We start from the raw sequence: 20,279 nt of genomic DNA, 5'->3' as shown, positions 1-20,279 counted from the left end.
CCTACTTCGACGATATGATTATGAGGAATGACAGCGACCTGGTAAAACGCTCTTTCTGCTTGACTCGCTCCTGGCACGTTCGCCGCTGCGGGGGCTTACCGATTGCCAAACCGGCTCGTTTTTGGCACTCGAGGGCGTTTTCGGCGTCACTCGCCCCTGTGCGAACCCGAGCACCTTGCGCGCCGTCTCGCGGCCCATGCTAAGATGGGTCGAAGGTGGCAAGAAAGGAGGGGATGGCAGCGTGATGGAACCGGCGGAGTTCTCCTTGTTCGGGGGCGTGGATCCCGGGGAGGTGCCGAAGCTTCTCGCGCGTTTCGACGCGCACGAGGAGTCGTTCGAGAAGGGGGAGCTGCTGTTCCGCGAGGGCGACGTGCCGCACGAGGTGGGGCTCGTGCTGTCGGGCGCGCTCCATGTGATGCAGGACGATTTCTGGGGCAACGCCAGCATCGTGTCCGAGGTGGGGGAGGGAGACCTGTTCGGTGCGTCGAGCGCCTGCGATCCGGTGCCCGCGCTCGACACGCACGGCCTGGCGCTGGTTCCCACGCGCGCGCTGTACCTGGATACGGGCCGGATACTGAACCCGCCGCCCGGTGCGCCCGCCTGCCACGTGCGCGCGCTCGCCAACTTCGCGCGCATGCTCGCCGGCAAGTACGCCGTGCTCAACCGCAAGATCACGCACACAGCGAAGCGCACGACGCGCGGCAAGGTGCTGTCGTACCTTTCCGAGCAGGCCGCCCTCGCCGGAAGCGACCTCTTCGCCATCCCGTTCAACCGCCAGCAGCTGGCCGACTACCTGGAGGTCGACCGCGCGGCGCTGTCGAAGGTGCTCGCGCGCATGCGCGACGAGGGCGTGATCGACTTCGACCGCTCGACGTTCCGTCTGCTGAGGCCGTAAAGGTCCAATCAGGCGACTTGCCATCGAAAACTCGCGGTGGTTCTCACTTTCGTTGCATATGACACATACGGTGTCGCTGCTGCGCCGTACGATGGCCTTCGTCAAAAAACAAGCGAAGGAGTAACCACCCGTGAGTATTTTCGAGATCATCATGCTGATCTGCTTTGGGGCCGCCTGGCCCTTTTCCATCTACCGGTCGGCGAAGGCGCGCTCTACGAAGGGCAAGAGCCTGCTGTTCATGCTGGTGGTTGCCACCGGCTACGTGGCGGGCATCGTCAACAAGCTCGTGTACAACTTCGACGGCGTGGTGTACCTGTACGTGCTCGACCTGGTGCTCGTGTCGACGGACATCGCCCTGTTCGCCCGCAACCGCCGCCTGGAGCGCCGCGGCGAGGGCGCTGCTGCGCGGGTCGCCGAGGCCGCCTGACCGTCCGCTCGCGGCGCTCGACCATCCGCGCCCAGGCTCGCGCGCCTCGGGCGCCCGCATGGCGCCCACGCCGGCAGGCGCCCGCATGGCGCCCACGCCGGCAGGCGCCCGCACGCTGCCTCGCGGCGACGGTCGCCCGCATGCGGATTTCGCGGCGCCTCGGGCGTCCACGCGCCGGCATCGCGGCGCCCGACCCACGCTTCTGCATCGTGACCTTCCCACCCTCGTCGGCCGACCTTCCCGAACAGCCTGGAGCCGCGATCGCGGCACCGGATGCGGCCCCGCTTTCCCTTCTGGTTCAAGCTGCCGGGCCCATTCGCGGCCTGTGCTATGATGGGCACACCGTTTCGGGAAAGGATGCCCTATGCTCGAGTCAGTCGACCTCTCACGTCCCCCGCTGTCCAAAGAAGAGTACAAGCCGCGCCGCGACGCGCTCATGGAGGAGCTCGTGGTGCTGCAGCAGGAGGCGGTGAAGAAGGGCGTGGGGCTGGTGGTGCTGTTCGAGGGTTGGAACGGCGCCGGCAAGGGCAGCCGCATCTCCGACCTCATGTACAACCTGGACGCGCGCGCCACGAGCGTCTACGTCACCGAGGACCTGGACGTCAAGGCCGCCCGCTCCTTTGCGGGCGCCCGGCAAGGGGTGACGGGCTTCTACCCGGTCATGCAGGAGTTCTGGCGCGCGCTCGGCCCGCGCGGCGCCATCACGTTCTACGATCGCGGCTGGTACACGGCCGCCACGCAGCACCTGCTGTACACGGAGTTCGGCGCGCTCTCGCTGGGCGGGCCGGGCGGCGGCGCCGGCAAGGGCGGGAAGAAGGCCGGCAAGAAGGCCGTTGCCGCCGTGGAGCGGGCGCGCGACGAGCGGCACATCGACCTCTTGCACCGCTACCTCACCTCGGCCGCCGACTTCGAGCAGCAGCTCGTGGACGACGGCTACGTGGTGGTGAAGTTCTTCGTGCACGTGGGCCAGGAAGCGCAGAGGAAGCGCCTTGAGCGCCTGCACGACGACCCGGCCACGCGCTGGCGCGTGAGCAAGGAGAAGCTTGCCAGCGTGCGCAACTACGCGCAGGCGTACCGCCTCTATGACCACCTGCTGGAGGGCAGCAACTTCTCGTACACGCCGTGGCACCTGGTGAACGGCGAGGACAAGCGCGCGGCGAACCTGGCTATCGCCGAAACGCTCGTGGAGGCCGTGAAGGGCGCGCTCGCGGCCCAGCCCGATCCTGCCGTGGCCCAGGCGGCCGCGAAGGCGCAGGCGAACTCGGCCGGCCTCCTGGACGAGGCGCCGCAGGGGGCGCGCACGCCCGAGCAGGAGCAGGCCGTGCGCGCCGCCGCCGAGCAGGAGGCCGCCGAGGCCTCCGCACGCGCCCCGCGCGCCTCGCGCTTCGTCATCATGGACGACTACCCCGCGCTCGATGCGGTGGACCACGCGCTGGCGCTGGCGCCCGAGGACTACAAGCGCCAGCTCAAGGCCGAGCAGGAGCGTCTGAACAAGCTGGAGATGGAGATGTACCAGAAGCGCATCCCCCTCATGGTCATGTACGAGGGCTGGGATGCCGCGGGCAAGGGCGGCAACATCAAGCGCGTGGCCCAGGCGCTCGACGCGCGCGCCTACACCGTGTTCCCGAGCCCCGCCCCCACGAAGCCGGAGCTCCTGCACCCGCATCTCTGGCGCTACTGGACGCGTCTGCCGAAGGCCGGCCACGTGGGCATCTACGACCGCAGCTGGTACGGCCGCGTGCTCGTGGAGCGCGTGGAGGGGTTCGCCACGCCGAGCGAGTGGGGCCGTGCCTATGACGAGATCAACGAGTTCGAGCGCGAGCTGGTGCGCTGGGGCGCCATCCTGCTGAAGTTCTGGGTCGACGTGAGCCCCGAGGAGCAGTTGCGCCGCTTCCGCGACCGCGAGCAGGATCCGGCGAAGCAGTGGAAGATCACCGACGAGGATTGGCGCAACCGCGATAAGTACCCCCAGTACAAGGCGGCTATCGAGGATATGTTCCGCCTGACGTCCACGCCTTTCGCGCCCTGGATGGTGCTGGAGAGCGACGACAAGCGCTACGCCCGCGTCAAGGCCCTTAAAATAATCAACGATGCGCTGGAAGCGCGCTTGCGCGAAAAGTGAGATAGCGCTACCATGATCAGACGATCGGAATCGAACCGCATGCTTCGGCGTGCTTGGACAAAGGGGTAGCCACCATGGTGGAACTTTTCGGAATGCAGATTCCCATGTGGGCAATTTGGGTAATCGTGGCCATCATCGTTCTTATCATCGTCGTATTCATCGCCAAGGGCTTCATCGACGAGATGAAGAAGAAGTAGCTCCGCTGGAACCGCCGCTTCGTGAAATATGAGCGTTTTCGAGGCACCGCGCCCCCATTCCGGGGGCGTTTGCTTATTATGGTAACGGTCTGGAGACGGCGGGCGAGGCCCCGCGCGTAGCCCGGCATTCGTCCATCCGAAAGGGAGCTATGGCCGAGTATCGACAATATCCCGACCCGACGCCGCGCGGTCGCCACGCGCTGCGCGGCTCCGCGCAGCCTGACGAGCAGGCTCCCCGGCATGCCGCCCGCCAGCCGCAGCCCCAGCAATCCTCGCAACCGCAGCAGCCGCAGCACCGGGCCCAGCCCGAAGTGCACCGTGCGGCCCAAACACGGCAGCGCGCTCCCCAGCAGCGCCAGGCAGGCTCTCGGCAAGCACCCCGCCCGCAGGCGGCCCCGCACCCGGCGGCGCAGCAGCGCGCCCCGCAGCCGCAGAGGCAGGCGGCCCCCCAAGCATATACGCAGCAGCAAGGCCGGCCGGGCCATCACCCGCCCCAGCAGGGAGCCCGTCCGCAGGGCTTCCGTCCTGCCCAGGCGGGACGCGCCGTGCCGGCTGCCTACGGCGCGGACGCGGCCGGCGGCGGCCATGGCGGCAAGGGCAAGGGCCGCGGCGGCGCGAGGAAGGGCGGCCCGTGGCGCATCGTATTCTGGGTTGCGCTCGTGGTGTTCGCCGTCGCGCTCGTGGCGCTCGGCGCCATCGGCTACAGCTACTGGCAGGGCCAGAACGCCTACGACTCCGTGGCCGAGGAGGTGTTCGCGGCGCCCGAGGACCTCGAGGGCACGGCGCTCGCCGACCTCACGGTTGACTGGGACCGCCTTCTGGCCATCAACCCCGACACCGTGGGCTGGGTCTACATCCCCGGCACTGCGGTGAACTACCCCATCGTGCACACGACCGACGACGAGAAGTACCTCACCACCGACTTCAACGGCCAGCAGGCGTGGGGCGCCACGTACGGCTCCATCTTCCTGTCGGCGGCGAACGCGGCCGACTTCTCCGACGCGAACAACATCGTGTACGGGCACCATCTGAACAACGGCTCCATGTTCGCCGCCATCGCGGACTTCGAGAACGCGGACCAGTTCAACGCCCATCGCACGGCCTATATCCTCACGCCGCAGGGCAACTTCAAGCTGCGGTCGCTCTCGCTCGTCCACGTGGCGGCCGACGACCCGCTGGCCCAGACGGCGTTTGCGACGGAGGGGGAGCTGGCCTCCTATATCCAGGACAAGGTCGACCGCTCGGTGGTGGCGGTTTCCGATGCGCCGGCAGCTGCGGATATCGCGCACCTGTTTGCGTTCGCCACCTGCGACAACCTGCCGAGCGATGGGCGCTTCGTGCTGTTCTCGTACCTCGAGGAGAGCACGGTGGCGGGCGTCGCGGCCGTGGGCGGCACCGATGCGGCCGTCGACCCGGAGGCCGCAGCCGCCGTGGACGACGCGTCGAAGGAGGTCGCCGCGTGAGCACGTCCGTGCTTCCCGGGGAGCGTCCCGACCGCTTGGAGGAGGAGTGCGCCGTGTTCGGCGTGTTCGCCCCCGGCGAGGACGTGGCCCGCATGGCCTGCTTCGGGCTGCAGGCACTGCAGCACCGCGGCCAGGAAAGCGCCGGCATCGCCGTGGGCGACGGCGAGACCGTCGTGGCGGCGAAGGACCTGGGCCTCGTGACGCAGGTGTTCGACGAGGCCACGCTCGCAGCGCTCGAGGGCTTCGTGGCCGTGGGTCACGCGCGCTACTCCACGAGCGGCGGCGCCGCGTCGTGGGAGGCCGCCCAGCCGCACATCTCGGCCATCGACGACGTGCTCATCGCGCTCGCGCACAACGGCACGCTCGTGAACACGAGCCGTCTGCGCGCCCGCCTCGTGGACGAGGGCGTGCAGTTCCGCTCGAGCACCGACAGCGAGGTGGCCGCGAAGGCCATCGGCCAGGAGACGCAGGCCACGCACCATCTTCGCAGCGGCATCCGCCGTGTCATGGAGGACCTGTCGGGCGCCTACGCCATGGTGCTGGCCAGCCCCGACTCGCTCTATGCGTTCCGCGACCCGAACGGCATTCGACCGCTGTGCATCGGCGAGCTGCCGGACGGCCGCGGCTGGGCGGTGTCCAGCGAGACGTGCGGCCTCGACATCGTGGGCGCGCGCTACGTGCGCGACGTGGCGCCCGGCGAGATCGTGCGCTTCAACGAGGAGGGCATGCACGCCGAGCAGGGCGTGCCCGCGGGCAGGCCGGCCGCGTGCATCTTCGAGTACGTGTACTTCGCGCGCCCCGACAGCGTGATCGACGGCCAGAGCGTGTACCAGGCTCGCCGCAACATGGGGCGCATCCTGACGCAGGAGGCGCCCGTGGAGGCCGACCTCGTGCTCGGCGTGCCCGACTCGGGCGTGCCGCCGGCGCTGGGGTTCGCGGCCGAGAGCGGCATCCCGTACGCCGACGGCATCGTGAAGAACCGCTACGTGGGCCGCACCTTCATCGAGCCCACCCAGGCCATGCGGCAGCTGGGCATCCGCCTGAAGCTGAACCCGCTGCGCTCGGTGATCGAGGGCAAGCGCCTCGTGGTCATCGATGACAGCATCGTGCGCGGCAACACGTCGAAGAAGCTCGTGCAGATGCTGCGCGACGCGGGGGCGACGGAGGTGCACCTGCGCATCGTGAGCCCGGAGGTGAGGTGGCCGTGCTTCTACGGCATCGACACCGACACGCGCGACCAGCTCATCGCGGCGAACATGACGCTCGACGAGATGAACGCGTGGATCGGCTCGGACTCGCTGGCGTTCATCTCGCTCGCGGGCCTGCGCGCCGCCGTGCCCGACGCGCGCTGCCAGGGCTTTTGCGACGCCTGCTTCACGGGCGACTACCCGGTGGAGATTCCCTCCTCCGTGGCGAAGAAGAGCTTCAAGACGAAGAAGGATTTCGAGGAGATATACGCCGAAGGCGACCAGTAGGGGACCACGATCAAGCAAGGAGCGTTACCATGACCGAGAGAATAACCGTGAGCGCCGCCGGAGCCGACGACGCCCCCGCGATGCCCAGTTGGATGGACGAGGAGGCCACGACCTACGCGCAGGCGGGCGTGGACACGGCCGAGGGCGCGCGCGCCGTGGACGCCATCAAGGGCGTGGTGCACGATACGTACCGGCCCGAGGTGGTCGGCGACATCGGCGGCTTCGGCGGGCTGTTCTCCATCGCGGCGGCCAAGGACATGGACGACCCGCTGCTGGTAAGCGGCACCGACGGCGTGGGCACGAAGCTCAAGGTGGCCCAGCTGGCCGGCAAGCACGACACGGTGGGCATCGACCTGGTGGCCATGTGCGCGAACGACATCCTGGCCACGGGCGCCGAGCCGCTGTTCTTCCTGGACTACGTGGCCATCGGCAAGCTCAAGGCCGAGAACGTGGCCGAGATCGTGGCGGGCATCGGCGAGGGCTGCAAGCAGGCCGGCTGCGCGCTCATCGGCGGCGAGATGGCCGAGCACCCCGGCGTGATGGACCCGGACGACTACGACCTGTCCGGCTTCTGCGTGGGCGTGGTGGACCGGGCGAAGATGCTCGACCCCGCGGCCGTGCGCGAGGGAGACGTGCTGATCGGCCTGGCGTCGAGCGGCCTGCACTCCAACGGCTACTCGCTCGCCCGCAAGGTGTGCGTGGAGGGCAAGACCCACTACGAGCTGCGTCTTGAGCGCGAGGAGCTGGACGGCGCGTGCCTGCAGGACGCCCTGCTCACGCCCACGCGCATCTACGTGAAGCCCGTGCGCGCCGTGCTGGACGCCTGCCCCGGCGCCGTGCGCGCGCTGGCGCACATCACGGGCGGCGGCATCTCCGAGAACCTGGACCGCGCGCTGCCGAAGACCTGCGACGCCGAGGTGGACCTGGGCACGTGGCCCGTGCCTCCCATCGCGAGGTTCGTGTGCGGCGCCGCGCACCTCGACGAGGCTGAGGCGCTGAAGACGTTCAACATGGGCTTGGGCATGGTCTTGATCGTCGACCCCGCTCGCGCCGGCGAGGTGGAGGCCGCCCTGGCCGAGGCCGGCGAGGCCACGTACCGCGTGGGCCGCATCGTAGCCGGCGAGGGCGCAGTGCGCTACGCGAACGACGGTGAGCTCTACGGGTACGACGCCGGCGCGGAGGCGTAGGGCCATGGTCGAACCGCTTAAGATCGGGGTGCTGCTCTCGGGGAGCGGCACGAACTTGCAGGCTATCATCGATGCGGCGGGCGAGGGGCTGCCGGTGGACATCGTGCGGGTGGTGTCGTCGCGGCCGGACGCGTACGGTATCGAGCGGGCGCGCGCGGCGGGCATCCCCGCAACCGTGCTCAACCGCGGCGTGTACGCCGACCCCGAGGCGGCCGACGCGCGCATCGTGGCGGAGCTGCGAGAGGCGGGGGCGGAATACGTGGTCATGGCGGGCTACATGCGCAAGGTGACGCCGGTCATGCTCGAAGCGTTTCCCGACCGCGTGCTCAACCTGCATCCAGCCCTGCTGCCGTCCTTCAAGGGCGCGCATGCCATCGCCGACGCATACGACGCGGGCGTGAAGGTGACGGGCATCACCGTCCACTTCGCGAACGAGGACTACGACAAGGGCCCCATCGTGGCGCAGCGCGCCGTGGAGGTGCGCGAGGACGATACGCTGGAGGCGCTCGAGGCGCGCATCCACGAGGTCGAGCACGTGCTGTACCCCGAGGTGCTGCGCCTCGTGGCCGAAGGCCGCGTGAGCGTGGGCGAGGACCGCAAGGTGCATATCGCCCCTGCCTGACGTCGGGCCCCTGACTGGTCGCGCGAAAGGCGCGTCCGGCGCGCAGGGCCCCTCTTCCGGCGCGCGGGAGGGGCGTGCGTATTCGACCACGTCTCGCGCGCAGCTTGCAACCGTGCTTGTCGACCGTAAGGAGCCCTGCCCATGAACAAGGAAACGCTGCAAAGCATCGTCGACGACCTGCGGGCGGGGCGTACGCCCCGGCTCTCGCCCGAGGACTTCCCGTGCTTCTCGGCCGAGGCGCTCGAGGGCAACCAACACGTGGACCCGTCGTACCTTGACGTGGTCGCCGCGAGCTTGACCACGGCCGACGTCCCCACCTTCGAGTGCGCCCTGCGCGCGATGGACGAGGGCGACCTCGCCTGGCTCGGCTTCAAGGTGGTCTACGATGCCGCCGAGGCGCAGGCCAACACCGACAACGAGGTGACGAAGAAGTACGGCGAGACGGGCTCCGCCGACGGCGAGCCGCTCGTGTTCTTCTGCAACGACGCGAAGGAGATCGTCGCATCGCGGCCGTTCAGCCCGCGCGACACGTTCCAGATGAAGGACGCCACGCGCGGCCCCTCGATGCACAACGAGCAGTTCGAGGGCCTCACCTGGCTCTCCGTGCCGCTGTTCGAACAGGTTCGCGTGTGGCTGCTGGGCGCGTCGGATGCCGCGAGCGAGGTGGCGGCGCTCGCCGACCACGTGGGCTTCGCCGTGTGCGTGGTGGACTACGATCCTGCATACGTGAGCGAGGCGCGCTTTCCGCGGGCGCGGCGCATCGTGCTCGACGGCGGGAACTTTGACGGCCTGGCCGAGCTGGCCTGCGCGCCGGAGGACTACGTGTGCGTGCTCACGCGCGGCCATATGTTCGACCCCGAGGGCTGCGTGTGGGCCACCGGGCATCACGCGCACTACGTGGGCATGATGGGCTGCGCGGGCAAGAACGATCGCGTGCACGAGCTGGTGTTGGCCGCCGGTGCCACCGAGGAGGACTGGGCGCGCGTCAAGCGTCCCATCGGCCTCAAGTTCGGGGCGAAGACGCCCGCCGAATTGGCCATCGCCATCGTTGCCGAACTGGTGGACGTGCGCTACCGGCAGCGCTACAGTGATGAGGCGCGCGAGCGCCACGAGAAGAGTTTGGGTCGCTAAGCCGGCCCCGATCAGCCTGTTTCCCGTCGCGGATCGGCGGGTTCACCATAGCAGGAGTCAACCAGAAAGGATGTAAGACCATATGAGCGATCCTAAGATCAAGCGCGTGCTCGTGTCCGTGACGGACAAGACGGGCGTGGCGGACTTCGCCCGCGCGCTCGTGAACGAGTTCGGGGCGGAGATCATCTCCACGGGCGGCACGGCCCGCGCCCTGAAGGACGCCGGCGTGCCCGTCACGCCCATCGACGACGTGACGCAGTTCCCCGAGATGATGGACGGCCGCGTGAAGACGCTGCACCCGCGCGTGCACGGCGGCCTCTTGGCCAAGCGCGACAACGAGGCCCACATGGCCCAGGCGGCCGAGCACGGCATCGAGATGATCGATATGGTGGTGGTGAACCTCTACGCCTTCGAGAAGACGGTGGCCGGCGGGGCCGACTTCGGCACCTGCATCGAGAACATCGACATCGGCGGCCCGTCGATGCTGCGCTCCGCGGCGAAGAACTTCGAGAGCGTGGCCGTGGTCACGCGCCCCGAGAGCTACGACGCCATCCTGGCCGAGATGCGCGCCAACGACGGCGCCACGCTGCGCGACACGCGCGCCAAGCTGGCCCTCGACGTGTTCCAGACCACGGCGGCCTACGACGGCGCCATCGCCGCGTGGATGGGCGCCCAGCTGGAGGGCGAGGGTTCCGCGCAGTTCCCGGCCGAGCGCACGCTGCGCCTGCAGAAGGTGCAGGACCTGCGCTACGGCGAGAACCCGCACCAGGCGGCCGCGTTCTACCGTCGCGACGGCTACGTGAACGCCGAGCACTCCCTTGCCCATGCCAAGCAGCACCAGGGCAAGGAGCTGTCGTACAACAACTATCTCGACCTCGACGCCGCCTGGACGGCCGTGCGCGAGTTCGACGAGCCGGCCTGCGTCATCGTGAAGCACCTCACGCCCTGCGGCGTGTGCCAGGACGACGACCTCGTGGCCGCCTACCAGCGCGCGCACGCGTGCGACCCGGTGAGCGCCTACGGCGGCGTCATGGCGTTCAACCGTCCCGTGACGAGCGACGTCGTGGTGGCCATCTTCGACAACAAGCAGTTCGTGGAGGCCATCATCGCGCCCGAGTTCGCGGGCGACGCGCTGGACATGTACAGCGCCAAGAAGAACGCGCGCCTGCTGTCCACGGGCGGCGTGAACCCGGCCGGCGGCGAGGTGGAGTATCGCTCCGTCGAAGGCGGCCTCCTGTGCCAGGACTCCGACGCCGTGGCCGAGGACCCCGCGGCGTTCACCGTGCCCACGAAGCGCCAGCCCACCGACGAGGAGATGGCCGAGCTTCTGTTCGCATGGAAGGTGTGCAAGTCCATCAAGTCCAACGCCATCGCCATCACGAAGGGCCACGCTACCATCGGCGTGGGCGGCGGCCAGCCGAACCGCGTGAACTCCGCGCGCATCGCCGTGGAGCAGGCGGGCGATGCTGCGCAGGGCGCCGTGGCCGCGTCCGACGCGTTCTTCCCGTTCCGCGACGGCCTGGACGCGCTCGCCGAAGCCGGCGTGACCGCCGTCATCGAGCCGGGCGGCTCCATCCGCGACGAGGAGGTCATCGCCGCCGCCGACGAGCACGGCATAGCGCTCGTGTTCACGGGGCATAGGCACTTCCGCCACTAGGAAGGCGCCTTTTCAGGCGGCCTCCCGGCCGTCGAAACGCTCGAAAACGAAGGGACGCCCGCAAGGACGTCCCTTTTCGATGCGTGCGGGAAGGTGCCTCGTCGCGCGATGGCAGCCGGCCGCCGGGTGCTATTCGCCTTCTGTCAGATCCAGGCGGTTGATGCGGTCGGCCAGGTCGGCGCCGCGTTCGTAGAACAGCAGGTCCTCGTTGTGCGCGAAATAGCGCTCGCAGCCGTGCGCGTTGATGAAGGCCATGCCGTAGCGGTTGACGGACAGGTCGGTGACGAGCAGCAGCATCTCCTGACCGCCGCCGAACGCGTCTTCCACGAAACGGAACGCGTTGTCGAGCGCGCTCGAGGTGCCCGCGATGCGCTCGTCGAGCGCGTTCACCTGCTCGGCGAACAGCTCCTTGACGCGCGAGAACGGCACGCCGCCTCCGACCGCGTCGCAGCGCAAGGCGCGATCGACCAGCGCGAGCGTGCGCTCGTAGGCCACGTACTTCTCGTCCGACAGCAGGCCCGCCTTGCGCTCGGTGTCGAGGAGGCGTTGCACCCCGGCGGCCTCGTCGCGCAGCTGCGGCAGCGCGTTCGCGTCGTCGGCGCCGCCGAGGGCGTCGCGCATGGCGGCCAGCTTCCCGTGCATGAACTCCACGGCGCGCTCCTCCAGCACGGCCTCGCGCAGGCGCCCGCCGAGGGCGTCGGTGACGAGCCCCATGAGCGAAACGCGCTCGTCGAAGGCGGCCTCGCGGGCGCGGTCGGTCACGGAAGGGTCGGCCTCGCCGGTCAGGATGCGGTCGATCTGGTAATCGGCGCGGTACTTCGTGAACAGGTCGTAGTACACGCTGAAGCGCTTCGCGATCTCGGCGTTCTGCACGTATTGGCCGATCAGCAGCTCGTCGACGGGAATCCCCTGCTCCTCGTAGAGCTTCATCATAGCCGACAGGTCGTCCCAGCCGCGCGCGGTGACGAACGACTTGCCGTCCACGGTGGTCTCCACGCGGTAGAAGTGGTCGCGCTCGATGTCGAGGTAGGTGAGTACGGCGGGGTGCACGCCCGACTCCACGGCGAAATCGCGCCAGGCGGCGAAGTCGGGCTCCACGTCGATGCGCTTGAGGCGGTCCCACGTGGCGATGTCGAAGTCGTGCGCCGTGCGGTTGTACTCGGGCGGGTTGCCGGCCGTCACCACGATCCAGCCGTCCGGCACGCGATGCCGGCCGAACACCTTGTACTGCAAGAACTGCAGCATGGCGGGCGTCAGCGTTTCCGACACGCAGTTGATCTCGTCGAGGAACAGGATGCCCTCGCGCTTGCCGGTGGCCTCCATCGCGTCGTACACGGCGGCGATGATCTCGCTCATCGTGTACTCGGACACGTCGTACTCCACGCCGTCGTAGGTCTTCTTCGCGATGAAGGGCAGGCCGAGCGCGCTTTGCCGCGTGTGGTGCGTCATCGAGTACGACACGAACCCCACGTCGAGGTCCTGGGCGATCTGCTCCATGATGGCCGTCTTGCCGATGCCGGGCGCGCCCAGTAGGAACACGGGGCGCTGCCGTTCGGTGGGCAGGCGGTAGTTGCCGAACTCGTCCTTCGAGAAGTACGCGACCATCGCGTTTTTGATCTGGTCTTTCGCCTGACGGATATCCATGGCTATCCTTTCTAGCGCGGATGCGACGCGCCTGCTGCCTGCGGGGCGTCGTCCACTATGACGGTTTCGTCGAGCTCCACCTTCATGGCCCAGGCGGGCACGTGGGGGCTGGCGGCGGCTGACGCGTCGTCGACGAAGACGAACGCGGTGTCGTAATCGGGCTTGCGGGCCGGGTAGGTGCCCTGGCCGTCGGTGAAGTAGATGAGGCCGCCGAGGTTCGCCAGCTCGCCGCGCTCCACGGCGTCGTCCACGTAGGCGAACACGGGGCGGAAGTCGGTGCCGCCCAACCCCTTGATCTCGAGGTCGTCCAGGTAGGCATCCAGATCGCGCAGGTTCGCGATGTGCGCCACGTCCGTGACGGCGGCGTCGCACTGCACGATGAGCACGTTCATGTCGGCGAAGAAGCTCGTTTCCTGCTCGAGGATGGCGTACGTCTTCTCGATGAAGCGGCGCACGAGGCCGTCCTTCGTCGAGGCCGAGGTGTCGATGGCGATGACGAAGTCGCGGATGCGCTTCTCCTCCACGTACTCGAGCGGCTCGATGAGGGGCAGGTTGCCGTAGCGCTCCAAACCGTAGCAATAGTAGACGTAGTCGAACTCGTCGTCGTTCACGCGGATCTGCTCAGCGCAGCGGGCGAACTTGCGCAGGAACTCGCGGTAGTCCTGCTTCTCGCGCGTGACGGCGCGCAGGTTCATGGCGAGGTTCGCGCCTTTGACGCCCCAGAGCTTCGCGTAGGCGTCCAGCTGCACGCCCATCTCGAGCGCGGCGTTCTTCCACTGCTCGCGCGAGCGGTCGAGGTTCACCGTGTCGGCGAACCGCTCGCCCACGGAGGGTTTGGCGTTCTCGGGCGCCTGCTTCTGCTCGATGTCGGCGGGGTCCATGCCGCGGTGCGACGCGTGGCTCTTCTTGGCGCTCGCGGCGTCGGGGGGCAGGTCGGCGTCGGTGCCGTTCTCGGCGGGCCCCGATGCGGGCGCCGTGGAGGCGCCGTCATCCTGCTCTTCCGCGCGGCCCTCCTCGGCGCCGCCGCCCTCGCCCTCGGCGGCCATCATGCGGTACCAGGGTTCGTGGTCGTCCACGTAGAAGGGTGCGCGCAGCTCGGCCAGCTCTTCACCCGCGAACCCCTCCTCGCCAAGGAGGCGGTACACCGTCTCGGCGGTGGCCAGCGGCAGCGCGGCATCGATGCGCGCGAGCGTCGCCTGTTGGCGCGCGCCGCGCGCCGTGCGGGTGACGGGCAGATCGAGCTCGGCGATGGTGCGTTCCACCACGATGTCGCAGGCGGCATCCCAGCGCGCGGCGTCCACGTGCTCGCCGGGGTAGGGGTGCAAGAACACGTTATGCAACACGATGTGGAGGTAGGCCCGTGTGAGCTCGTTCGGCTCGGCCGCATAGAGGCGCGCGAGCGCGAGGGGGTCGTAGCGCAGGTGCAGGCCGTCGGTGGCGAGCGTGGCGCCCGGCACGGGGAAGGGGTGCAGGCGCGCGAACGCGGCGTTCATGAAACGCAAGCTCACGAGCAGGGCGTTTTTCGCGAGGTCGAGGGCTTGGCGGGCAAGCGGACCTGCGGCATCGGACGCCATGGGGCCTCCTTCGACGGCGGTGCGTGCGGCGGCGAGGCTGTCGGCTGGGCGTTCGCGCGCCTGCGCACCCTTGTGCCGGACACATGCTTGCCCTTGCCGCCACAGGCAGTGTAGCATGGGGGAAGCGGGCGGTAAACAAACGGATCGGCGATAAGTTTTGGGAGGTAGCACGAAACCATGCCTATGGATGATCTGGTGTTCAACGATGCTGAAACACCCATCGAAGAACTCATTGTGCATGCGCACCAAAATATGCCGACCCTGTCCGTCGCCGATGTCGCGGTGGCGGACGCGGCGCGCGCAGCTGATGGCGAGGTGTGGTCGCCGCAGCTTCCCCCGTATCGGGAATGGGCTGCCCGAAACGGTGCCGAGGGTACCGACGGCGACCTCTTGGTGGTCGGCTCGCTGGGCATGGGGCTGTCCGACGAGGAGCGCGAGGAGCTGCTCGCGCAGGCCGGAGGGCAAGCACGGCGCGACGAGGCGGCGGCGCCGGAATCGCCTGGCGGGATCGCAGCGGGCTTGCGAGGCGCTGTCGGCGTGCGCCGCGACGAGGAGGGCTATGCCATCGTGGCGGTGGACCTGCGGCGCTTTGCGGCGGCGGTCGGGCATGCCGAAGGGCTCGTGGCGGTGCTCCCAGCACGCATCGACGGCGTGCCGGTGGTGCGCATCGCGGCGGAAGCGTTCGCGCGGCGCTTCGTGCAGGGCGTGGGGGTGCGGCTTCTCGTGATTCCCGACACGGTCGAGCGCATCGGGGCGAACGCCTTCCTCGCCTTGTCGGCGCAGCGCATCCATCTGGGTGCGGGCGTACGCATCTTGGGCGAGCAGTCGTGCGACCTCGCCGGCGTGTCGCCGCGCCTCATGCGTCGCGAGTACTCCGTCGCCGCGCGCAACGGTCGCTTCTGCGCGCGGGGCGGCAACCTGTTCGCCGACGAGGGATCGTCTCTCCTGTTCATGGCCTCGCCTTACCACGGACGCATCGATCTGCCTGCGGGTATCGAGCGCATCGGCCCCGCTGCGTTCGCTGCGGGATGCGAGCCTCCCTCGGTGGTGTCGTGCCCGGCCACGCTCACGCGCGTGGATGCGAAGGGGTGGGACGACGCCGTGTGGCTCTGCCCGCCCGAAGCGCCGGCGCACCGCGCGCTTGCGGCGCGCGGCGTGCGGCTTGCGGGGCCGCGCGCGGCGGAACTCGACGGATGCTGGTATGACTTCGACGATGCAGGGGCGGTGCTGGTAGCCGGGCCGCCGGCGCCGACATCGGTGTCGAAGCGGTTCGCGACGGCGGCAGCCGTGCGCGCGGCCACCCTGCGCGGGCAGAGCGCGGTTGCGCAGGCCCCCTCGCCGGGGCAGGAGGCTTCGACCGCAGCGCACGCGGCCGCACCGGAGGACGTGCTGGTGCTGCCGCGTTCGGTGAAGGGACGCCCGCTCGTGCGCGTGGGCGTGCGCGCGCTTCCGTATGCGCCCGCGTCGCTCGTGGTTGCCGACACCGTGCGCGTGATCGGGCGCGACAACGCGTGTCGCGGCACACGGCGCCTTGCGCTCCCGGAAGGCCTTGAGGCCATCGGGGCGCACTGCTTCTGCTCGCGCGTGCTCGAAGGGCCCGTGCCCATCCCTGCCAGCGTGCGCTCCATCGGAGAGGGGAGCTTCGAGTACGCCGTGTGCCGCCTCGAGCATACGGGGACGGTCGTCCACGTATCGGCCGACCAGCTGCTCACGTGCTTCCTGACGGACGCGCCGGACGGCGTTCCGTTCGATTACGCTCGCTACGACGAACTGCTGCGTTCGGGAAAGAACCTGCCGGACAGGCTCGGCGCCGTGCTGCATCGGCTGACGGTGCCGTACCGTTTGGAGGACACGACGCGTGCGGCGCTCGTGGCGTACCTGCGCGAACACGAGCGCGAGGCGCAGCAGCGGGTGGCGCAGGAGGGCGAGCGGGCCATGGTGGAGGCGCTCGTGCGCGACGGGTTCATCGACAACCGCACCTTCGAACGGCAGATCGAGCTCCTGCGTGCCTGCAACCGCACCGACTGCGTGCTCTACCTCATGGAGCAGCACCGGGAGCAGGCGAGGCCGTCAAGCGCGAGGGAGCGGTTCGCGCTGTGAGATCGGTGCGATATCGAACGCATGCCGTTGGATGGGCCTAAAGCGCAGCGCAATGGCATAAGCGCCGATCAAGCAATTTTATCCGTTATGGTCTACTATGTGTTGGCAGTTTGATTGGCAAAGCGGCTCGGGATTCGGTCGTACGGCGGTGGGGGTGCGAGGCGGCCGCACTTGGGCGGCGGAAAGCGAGGAGACGATGAAGATGAAGAGGTTTGTGCAGGTTATGCTGGGCGGCATGTTCGCGGTTGCCTTGGCTGCGTTCCTCGCAGGATGCGCGGCGCCTGCTGCGGATTCGCCGGCGGACGGCAAGGAGATCGACAGCGTGTTCGAAGGCGGCATGCTGTCGTGCGAAGGCGGGAAGATGATCGTGGTTCTTGACGCGAACGCCACCACGGGCTACGAGTGGAAAAGCTCGATCGAAGGCGCTGCCGTCAAGGCTGCCGGCGACGAGTACGAGGCCGACACGACCTCGGACGGCAAGGCGGGCGCCGGCGGCGTGCATACGTTCACCTACCAGGCCGAGGGTTCGGGCGAAGCGACCGTTACGCTGACGTACGCTCGCTCATGGGAGGCTTCCGACAGCGACAAGACGGTTGTTGTCAAAACCGAGGTGAAAGACGGTGTTTTCGTGGAAGCCTCCGTGCAGTAGGCCATCCGCACGCTTCCTTGCGGCAGGCATCTGCGCTGCAAGGAAGCGTGGTTGTTTCGAGATGGCGCGCAACCGCTGCTATACTTGATGGTCTAGGAACGATCAAGGTGTGAGGGGTGCGCGATGATCGATGAGATCCAAGTTGAGAACCTCGCGTTGATCCGCGAGGCCGCGCTCGTGCCGGCGCGCGGGCTGACCGTGCTCACGGGCGAGACGGGTGCGGGCAAGACGGCGCTGCTCTCGGCGTTGAAGCTGCTCATGGGCGCGCGCGCCGACAAGGATGCCGTCCGCGACGGCGAAGAGGCCCTCGTCGTGTCGGGGAGGTTCTACGGCGTCGCGCTCGATGGGCTCGAGGATGCGGACGCCGAGGCCGACCTTCGGGAGCTGGTCGCCACGCGCCGCGTCACCGCGGACGGCCGCTCGCGCGTCTCCCTCGACGGCCGCATGGCGAGCGTCGGCGAGCTTGCTCGTGCCGTGGCGCCCGCCATCGACCTCTGCGGTCAGCACGAGCACCAGCAGCTCATGAAGACATCCCAGCACGTGCGCATGCTCGACGCGTGGGCGGGAGGGGCCGTGGCCGAGGCGCGCGCCGCCTACGAGGAGGCGTTCACGGCCGCGGGTGCGGCGGCGGCCGAGCTCGCGCGCGTGCGCGAGGCGGTCGAGGCCTCGTCGGCCAGGCTCGACGAGGCGCGCTTCGTGCTGCAGCGCATCGACGCGGTCGACCCGCGCGAGGGCGAGTACGACGAGCTGCTGGAAGAGCTCGGGCGCGTGGAGCATGCCGAGGCGCTCGCGGTTGCCGCGAGCGCGGCACACGAGGCGCTTGCGGGCGAGGAGGGCGCCATCGACGCGCTGGGCGGCGCGGTCTCTGCGCTCGATTCGGCTGCGCGCTACGATGCGAAGCTCGGCGAGTTCGCCGATGCCCTGCGCGAGGCCGGTTACGTGCTGGAGGACATGGCCCGCGAGACGCGCGACTATCGCGAGGGCGTTGAGTTCGATCCCGAGGCGTTGGCGCAGCAGCAGGAGCGTATGGCCTCGCTGCAAGGGCTGCTGCGCACGTACGGCCCGCGCATGGAGGACGTCCTCGCGCGCCGCGCCGAGGCCGCCGACCTCGTGTCGCTCGTGGACGATGCCGCCGAGCGCGAGCGCGCGGCGCGGCAGGGGCTCGATCGGGCCGAGGCGGCGCTCGCGCAGGCGGCTGCCGCGTTGGCCGAGGCGCGCGCCGAGGCCGCGCCGCGGTTCGCTGCAGCCGTGTGTGCGCAGATGGGCCGTCTGGAAATGGGCGGCGCCGAGCTCGTGTGCGACCTTGCGCCGCTCGAGCGCGAGCAGTGGACGAAGGCGGGTTCGCAGGCGGTGGAGTTCCTGTTCCGGCCCGGTGCCGGGATGCAGGCGCGCCCGCTCGCGCGCATCGCGTCGGGCGGCGAGGTGAGCCGCGTCATGCTGGCCGTGAAGGTGGTGCTGGGCGAGGCCGACGAGGTGGACACGCTCGTGTTCGACGAGGTGGACGCCGGTGTGGGCGGCTCGACCGCCGTGGCGCTGGCCGACGTGCTCGCCGACCTCGCGCGCACGCACCAGGTGATCGTCGTCACGCACCTCGCGCAGGTGGCCGTCCGGGGCGAGGTGCACTACGTGGTGCGGAAAACGGCGGGCGAGCGCGCCATGCCCGAGACCGACCTGCGTCGCCTCCCCGATGGCGAGCGCCCCGCCGAGATCGCCCGCATGCTGTCAGGCGACGCCACCGAGACATCGCTCGCCCACGCCCGCGAGATGCTGGAGCGAGCCGCCGATTAGCCAACGTTTACCTGCGGCGCCCGGAAACCGCGGCAGCATGCCCGATTTGCCATATTGTGCAACCCCTGCTTCTCACCCTGGCGAAGATAATGAACCGAGGATTATCGAATCGGGGAAGAGAGAGTCGTATGGAAGCAGAGAGGTTGCGCGGAAAGCGCCCCTGCAAGGCACTGCCTTGGTGCTTGGCGTTGGTGTTGTGCGCCCAGATGCTCGGGACGAGCGCGATGCAGGCATTCGCAGACGAGGTGGTTTACACGGCCGTGCTTGCGAGCGAGAGCTTGGGCAAGAACTTGGTGTACGACGACGTGTACGGCGTCAAGACCACCGGGATCGCTTTGATGGTGAAGCGGGGCTCGGTCACGGACGGATCGGGCAATGCGAGCGAGGGCGTCACGCAGGTTGACACGGTGAACAGCTCGGGCACGGTGCTGGCGTCGTTCGGCTTGGGCGATGTGCCCTCTTCGGAAACCAACAAAGCACACTGCATCGAAGTTGCCATGGCGAGCATGCAGCAGCTCATGACGGACGAGTTCTCGTTTAGCGCTGCGCCGAAGAATGTGAACGACAAGGTGAAGTACGGCTTCGTTTCGAACGATGGAGCCGAGGTCGCCTCGGCCCGCTACGACAAATTCGTCAAGAGGGCGAGCGCCGAGCCCCTGGTGGCGGCCGTTGACCTCGACGGTTCTGTTGTGGACGTCTACGATGGGGAAGGTGTCAAAAGGACATCGGTTCCCATGCCCGAAGATTGGTCCAAGGGTTGGTCCGAAGAGGGTCCGAGCGTATCCATCTGGTTCGCGTATGACGAGACGCGTTCGCTTACGCTCAATATATCCGGTTATGACGCCAACAACGTTCGCGTCTCAAAGGAGTACGTATGGGATTCGGCAAGCAACTCGTTCGTTGCCAAGGGGGACACTCCATCCGTCGGGGAGACCGAACGCGAGTGGAGCTTGCCCGACGGCGGCAAGGTTACGATAACCAAAGTCGAGGGACAGGATGCGTACCGGTGCGTGACGCCGAAGAAGCCGGAAGGCTTCATCATGAGCGGTGTTGCGTCTCTTTGGAATTTCGAAGTGTTCTCGGAAGCTGAGTTGATCCAATACAAATCTGGTGGCACGCGGATATGGGATTTCACGGGTGTTCAGCCGGCGGAGTTTCAGGGCGTGACAATCGAAAGCTCTATGGGCAACGGCCGCTTTCTGTGCTACCAGAACTCCACGGATGGCCAGGGGTATTTCACGCAGTATTCCATACGGCTGGCAGACGGAACTTCGGTGAAGGTTCTCCCGGGTACAAGAGGATACTAGGGCACCTTTCGTTTGCACAACTGAGAGCAATGGCAATTGCA

The 20,279-nt window shown here is 68.4% G+C and carries 16 protein-coding genes; 14 read left to right on the top strand and 2 right to left on the bottom strand.

The genetic code is table 11. From position 1 onward, the window contains the following. Positions 1–244 precede the first annotated feature (244 nt). The 10 genes from C1877_RS08520 (at position 245) to purH (ending at position 11,176) form a co-directional block, all read left to right on the top strand. Positions 245–895: a Crp/Fnr family transcriptional regulator gene (locus C1877_RS08520; RefSeq protein WP_227155933.1), complete on the top strand. Its 651-nt coding sequence runs from the start codon at positions 245–247 to the stop codon at positions 893–895. A gap of 130 nt (positions 896–1,025) precedes the next feature. Beyond that, positions 1,026–1,322 carry a hypothetical protein gene (locus C1877_RS08515; protein ID WP_114568941.1) on the top strand — a complete coding sequence of 99 codons (297 nt, stop codon included), beginning with the start codon at positions 1,026–1,028 and terminating at the stop codon, positions 1,320–1,322. Between the two features lie 364 nt (positions 1,323–1,686). Further along, positions 1,687–3,444: a polyphosphate--AMP phosphotransferase gene (locus C1877_RS08510; protein ID WP_114568940.1), complete on the top strand. Its 1,758-nt coding sequence runs from the start codon at positions 1,687–1,689 to the stop codon at positions 3,442–3,444. A 74-nt stretch (positions 3,445–3,518) separates the two neighbouring features. Continuing rightward, on the top strand, positions 3,519–3,641 hold the full coding sequence (locus tag C1877_RS15925; RefSeq protein WP_015539734.1) for a hypothetical protein: 123 nt from the start codon (positions 3,519–3,521) through the stop codon (positions 3,639–3,641). A gap of 545 nt (positions 3,642–4,186) precedes the next feature. After that, on the top strand, positions 4,187–5,104 hold the full coding sequence (locus C1877_RS08505; RefSeq protein ID WP_244909828.1) for a class B sortase: 918 nt from the start codon (positions 4,187–4,189) through the stop codon (positions 5,102–5,104). Next, positions 5,101–6,579 (top strand): amidophosphoribosyltransferase, encoded by a 1,479-nt coding sequence (purF, locus tag C1877_RS08500; protein ID WP_041239405.1) that lies wholly within the window; start codon positions 5,101–5,103, stop codon positions 6,577–6,579. The genes C1877_RS08505 and purF overlap by 4 nt, the downstream gene beginning before the upstream one ends. Positions 6,580–6,608: 29 nt before the next feature. Then, a complete protein-coding gene (purM, locus tag C1877_RS08495) occupies positions 6,609–7,766 on the top strand; it encodes a phosphoribosylformylglycinamidine cyclo-ligase (RefSeq protein ID WP_114568938.1) in 1,158 nt (385 codons plus the stop codon). A 4-nt stretch (positions 7,767–7,770) separates the two neighbouring features. Beyond that, entirely contained in the window at positions 7,771–8,388 is a 618-nt protein-coding gene (purN, locus tag C1877_RS08490) for a phosphoribosylglycinamide formyltransferase (RefSeq protein ID WP_015539733.1), read from the top strand. Between the two features lie 141 nt (positions 8,389–8,529). Beyond that, positions 8,530–9,519, top strand: coding sequence for an XdhC family protein (locus C1877_RS08485; protein ID WP_015539732.1), 990 nt, complete (start codon positions 8,530–8,532; stop codon positions 9,517–9,519). 82 nt (positions 9,520–9,601) lie between these two features. Then, positions 9,602–11,176, top strand: coding sequence for a bifunctional phosphoribosylaminoimidazolecarboxamide formyltransferase/IMP cyclohydrolase (gene purH, locus C1877_RS08480; protein WP_114568937.1), 1,575 nt, complete (start codon positions 9,602–9,604; stop codon positions 11,174–11,176). A gap of 129 nt (positions 11,177–11,305) precedes the next feature. Here the strand turns inward: purH and C1877_RS08475 are convergent, their stop codons facing one another. Then, positions 11,306–12,820, bottom strand: coding sequence for an ATP-binding protein (locus C1877_RS08475; protein ID WP_114568936.1), 1,515 nt, complete (start codon positions 12,818–12,820; stop codon positions 11,306–11,308). Positions 12,821–12,831: 11 nt separating this feature from the next. Then, positions 12,832–14,394, bottom strand: a complete 1,563-nt coding sequence (locus C1877_RS08470) for a vWA domain-containing protein (RefSeq protein WP_114568935.1) — start codon at positions 14,392–14,394, stop codon at positions 12,832–12,834. A gap of 177 nt (positions 14,395–14,571) precedes the next feature. Here C1877_RS08470 and C1877_RS08465 point away from each other — a divergent pair, with 177 nt between their 5' ends. From C1877_RS08465 to C1877_RS08450, 4 genes are all read left to right on the top strand, one after another. Continuing rightward, positions 14,572–16,494 carry a leucine-rich repeat protein gene (locus C1877_RS08465; protein WP_114568934.1) on the top strand — a complete coding sequence of 641 codons (1,923 nt, stop codon included), beginning with the start codon at positions 14,572–14,574 and terminating at the stop codon, positions 16,492–16,494. A gap of 202 nt (positions 16,495–16,696) precedes the next feature. After that, positions 16,697–17,143, top strand: a complete 447-nt coding sequence (locus tag C1877_RS08460) for a protease inhibitor I42 family protein (protein ID WP_041240340.1) — start codon at positions 16,697–16,699, stop codon at positions 17,141–17,143. Positions 17,144–17,266: 123 nt separating this feature from the next. Continuing rightward, complete coding sequence (gene recN, locus C1877_RS08455) at positions 17,267–18,931, top strand: DNA repair protein RecN (protein ID WP_114568933.1); 1,665 nt, start codon at positions 17,267–17,269, stop codon at positions 18,929–18,931. A gap of 128 nt (positions 18,932–19,059) precedes the next feature. Beyond that, entirely contained in the window at positions 19,060–20,238 is a 1,179-nt protein-coding gene (locus C1877_RS08450; RefSeq protein WP_114568932.1) for a hypothetical protein, read from the top strand. Positions 20,239–20,279: the final 41 nt, after the last annotated feature.

The organism is Gordonibacter pamelaeae, from assembly GCF_003340385.1.
Taxonomy (GTDB): Bacteria; Actinomycetota; Coriobacteriia; order Coriobacteriales; family Eggerthellaceae; genus Gordonibacter; species Gordonibacter pamelaeae.
The sequence above is the reverse complement of the archived record's forward strand: the minus strand, read 5'-3'. Positions and strand labels throughout refer to the sequence as shown.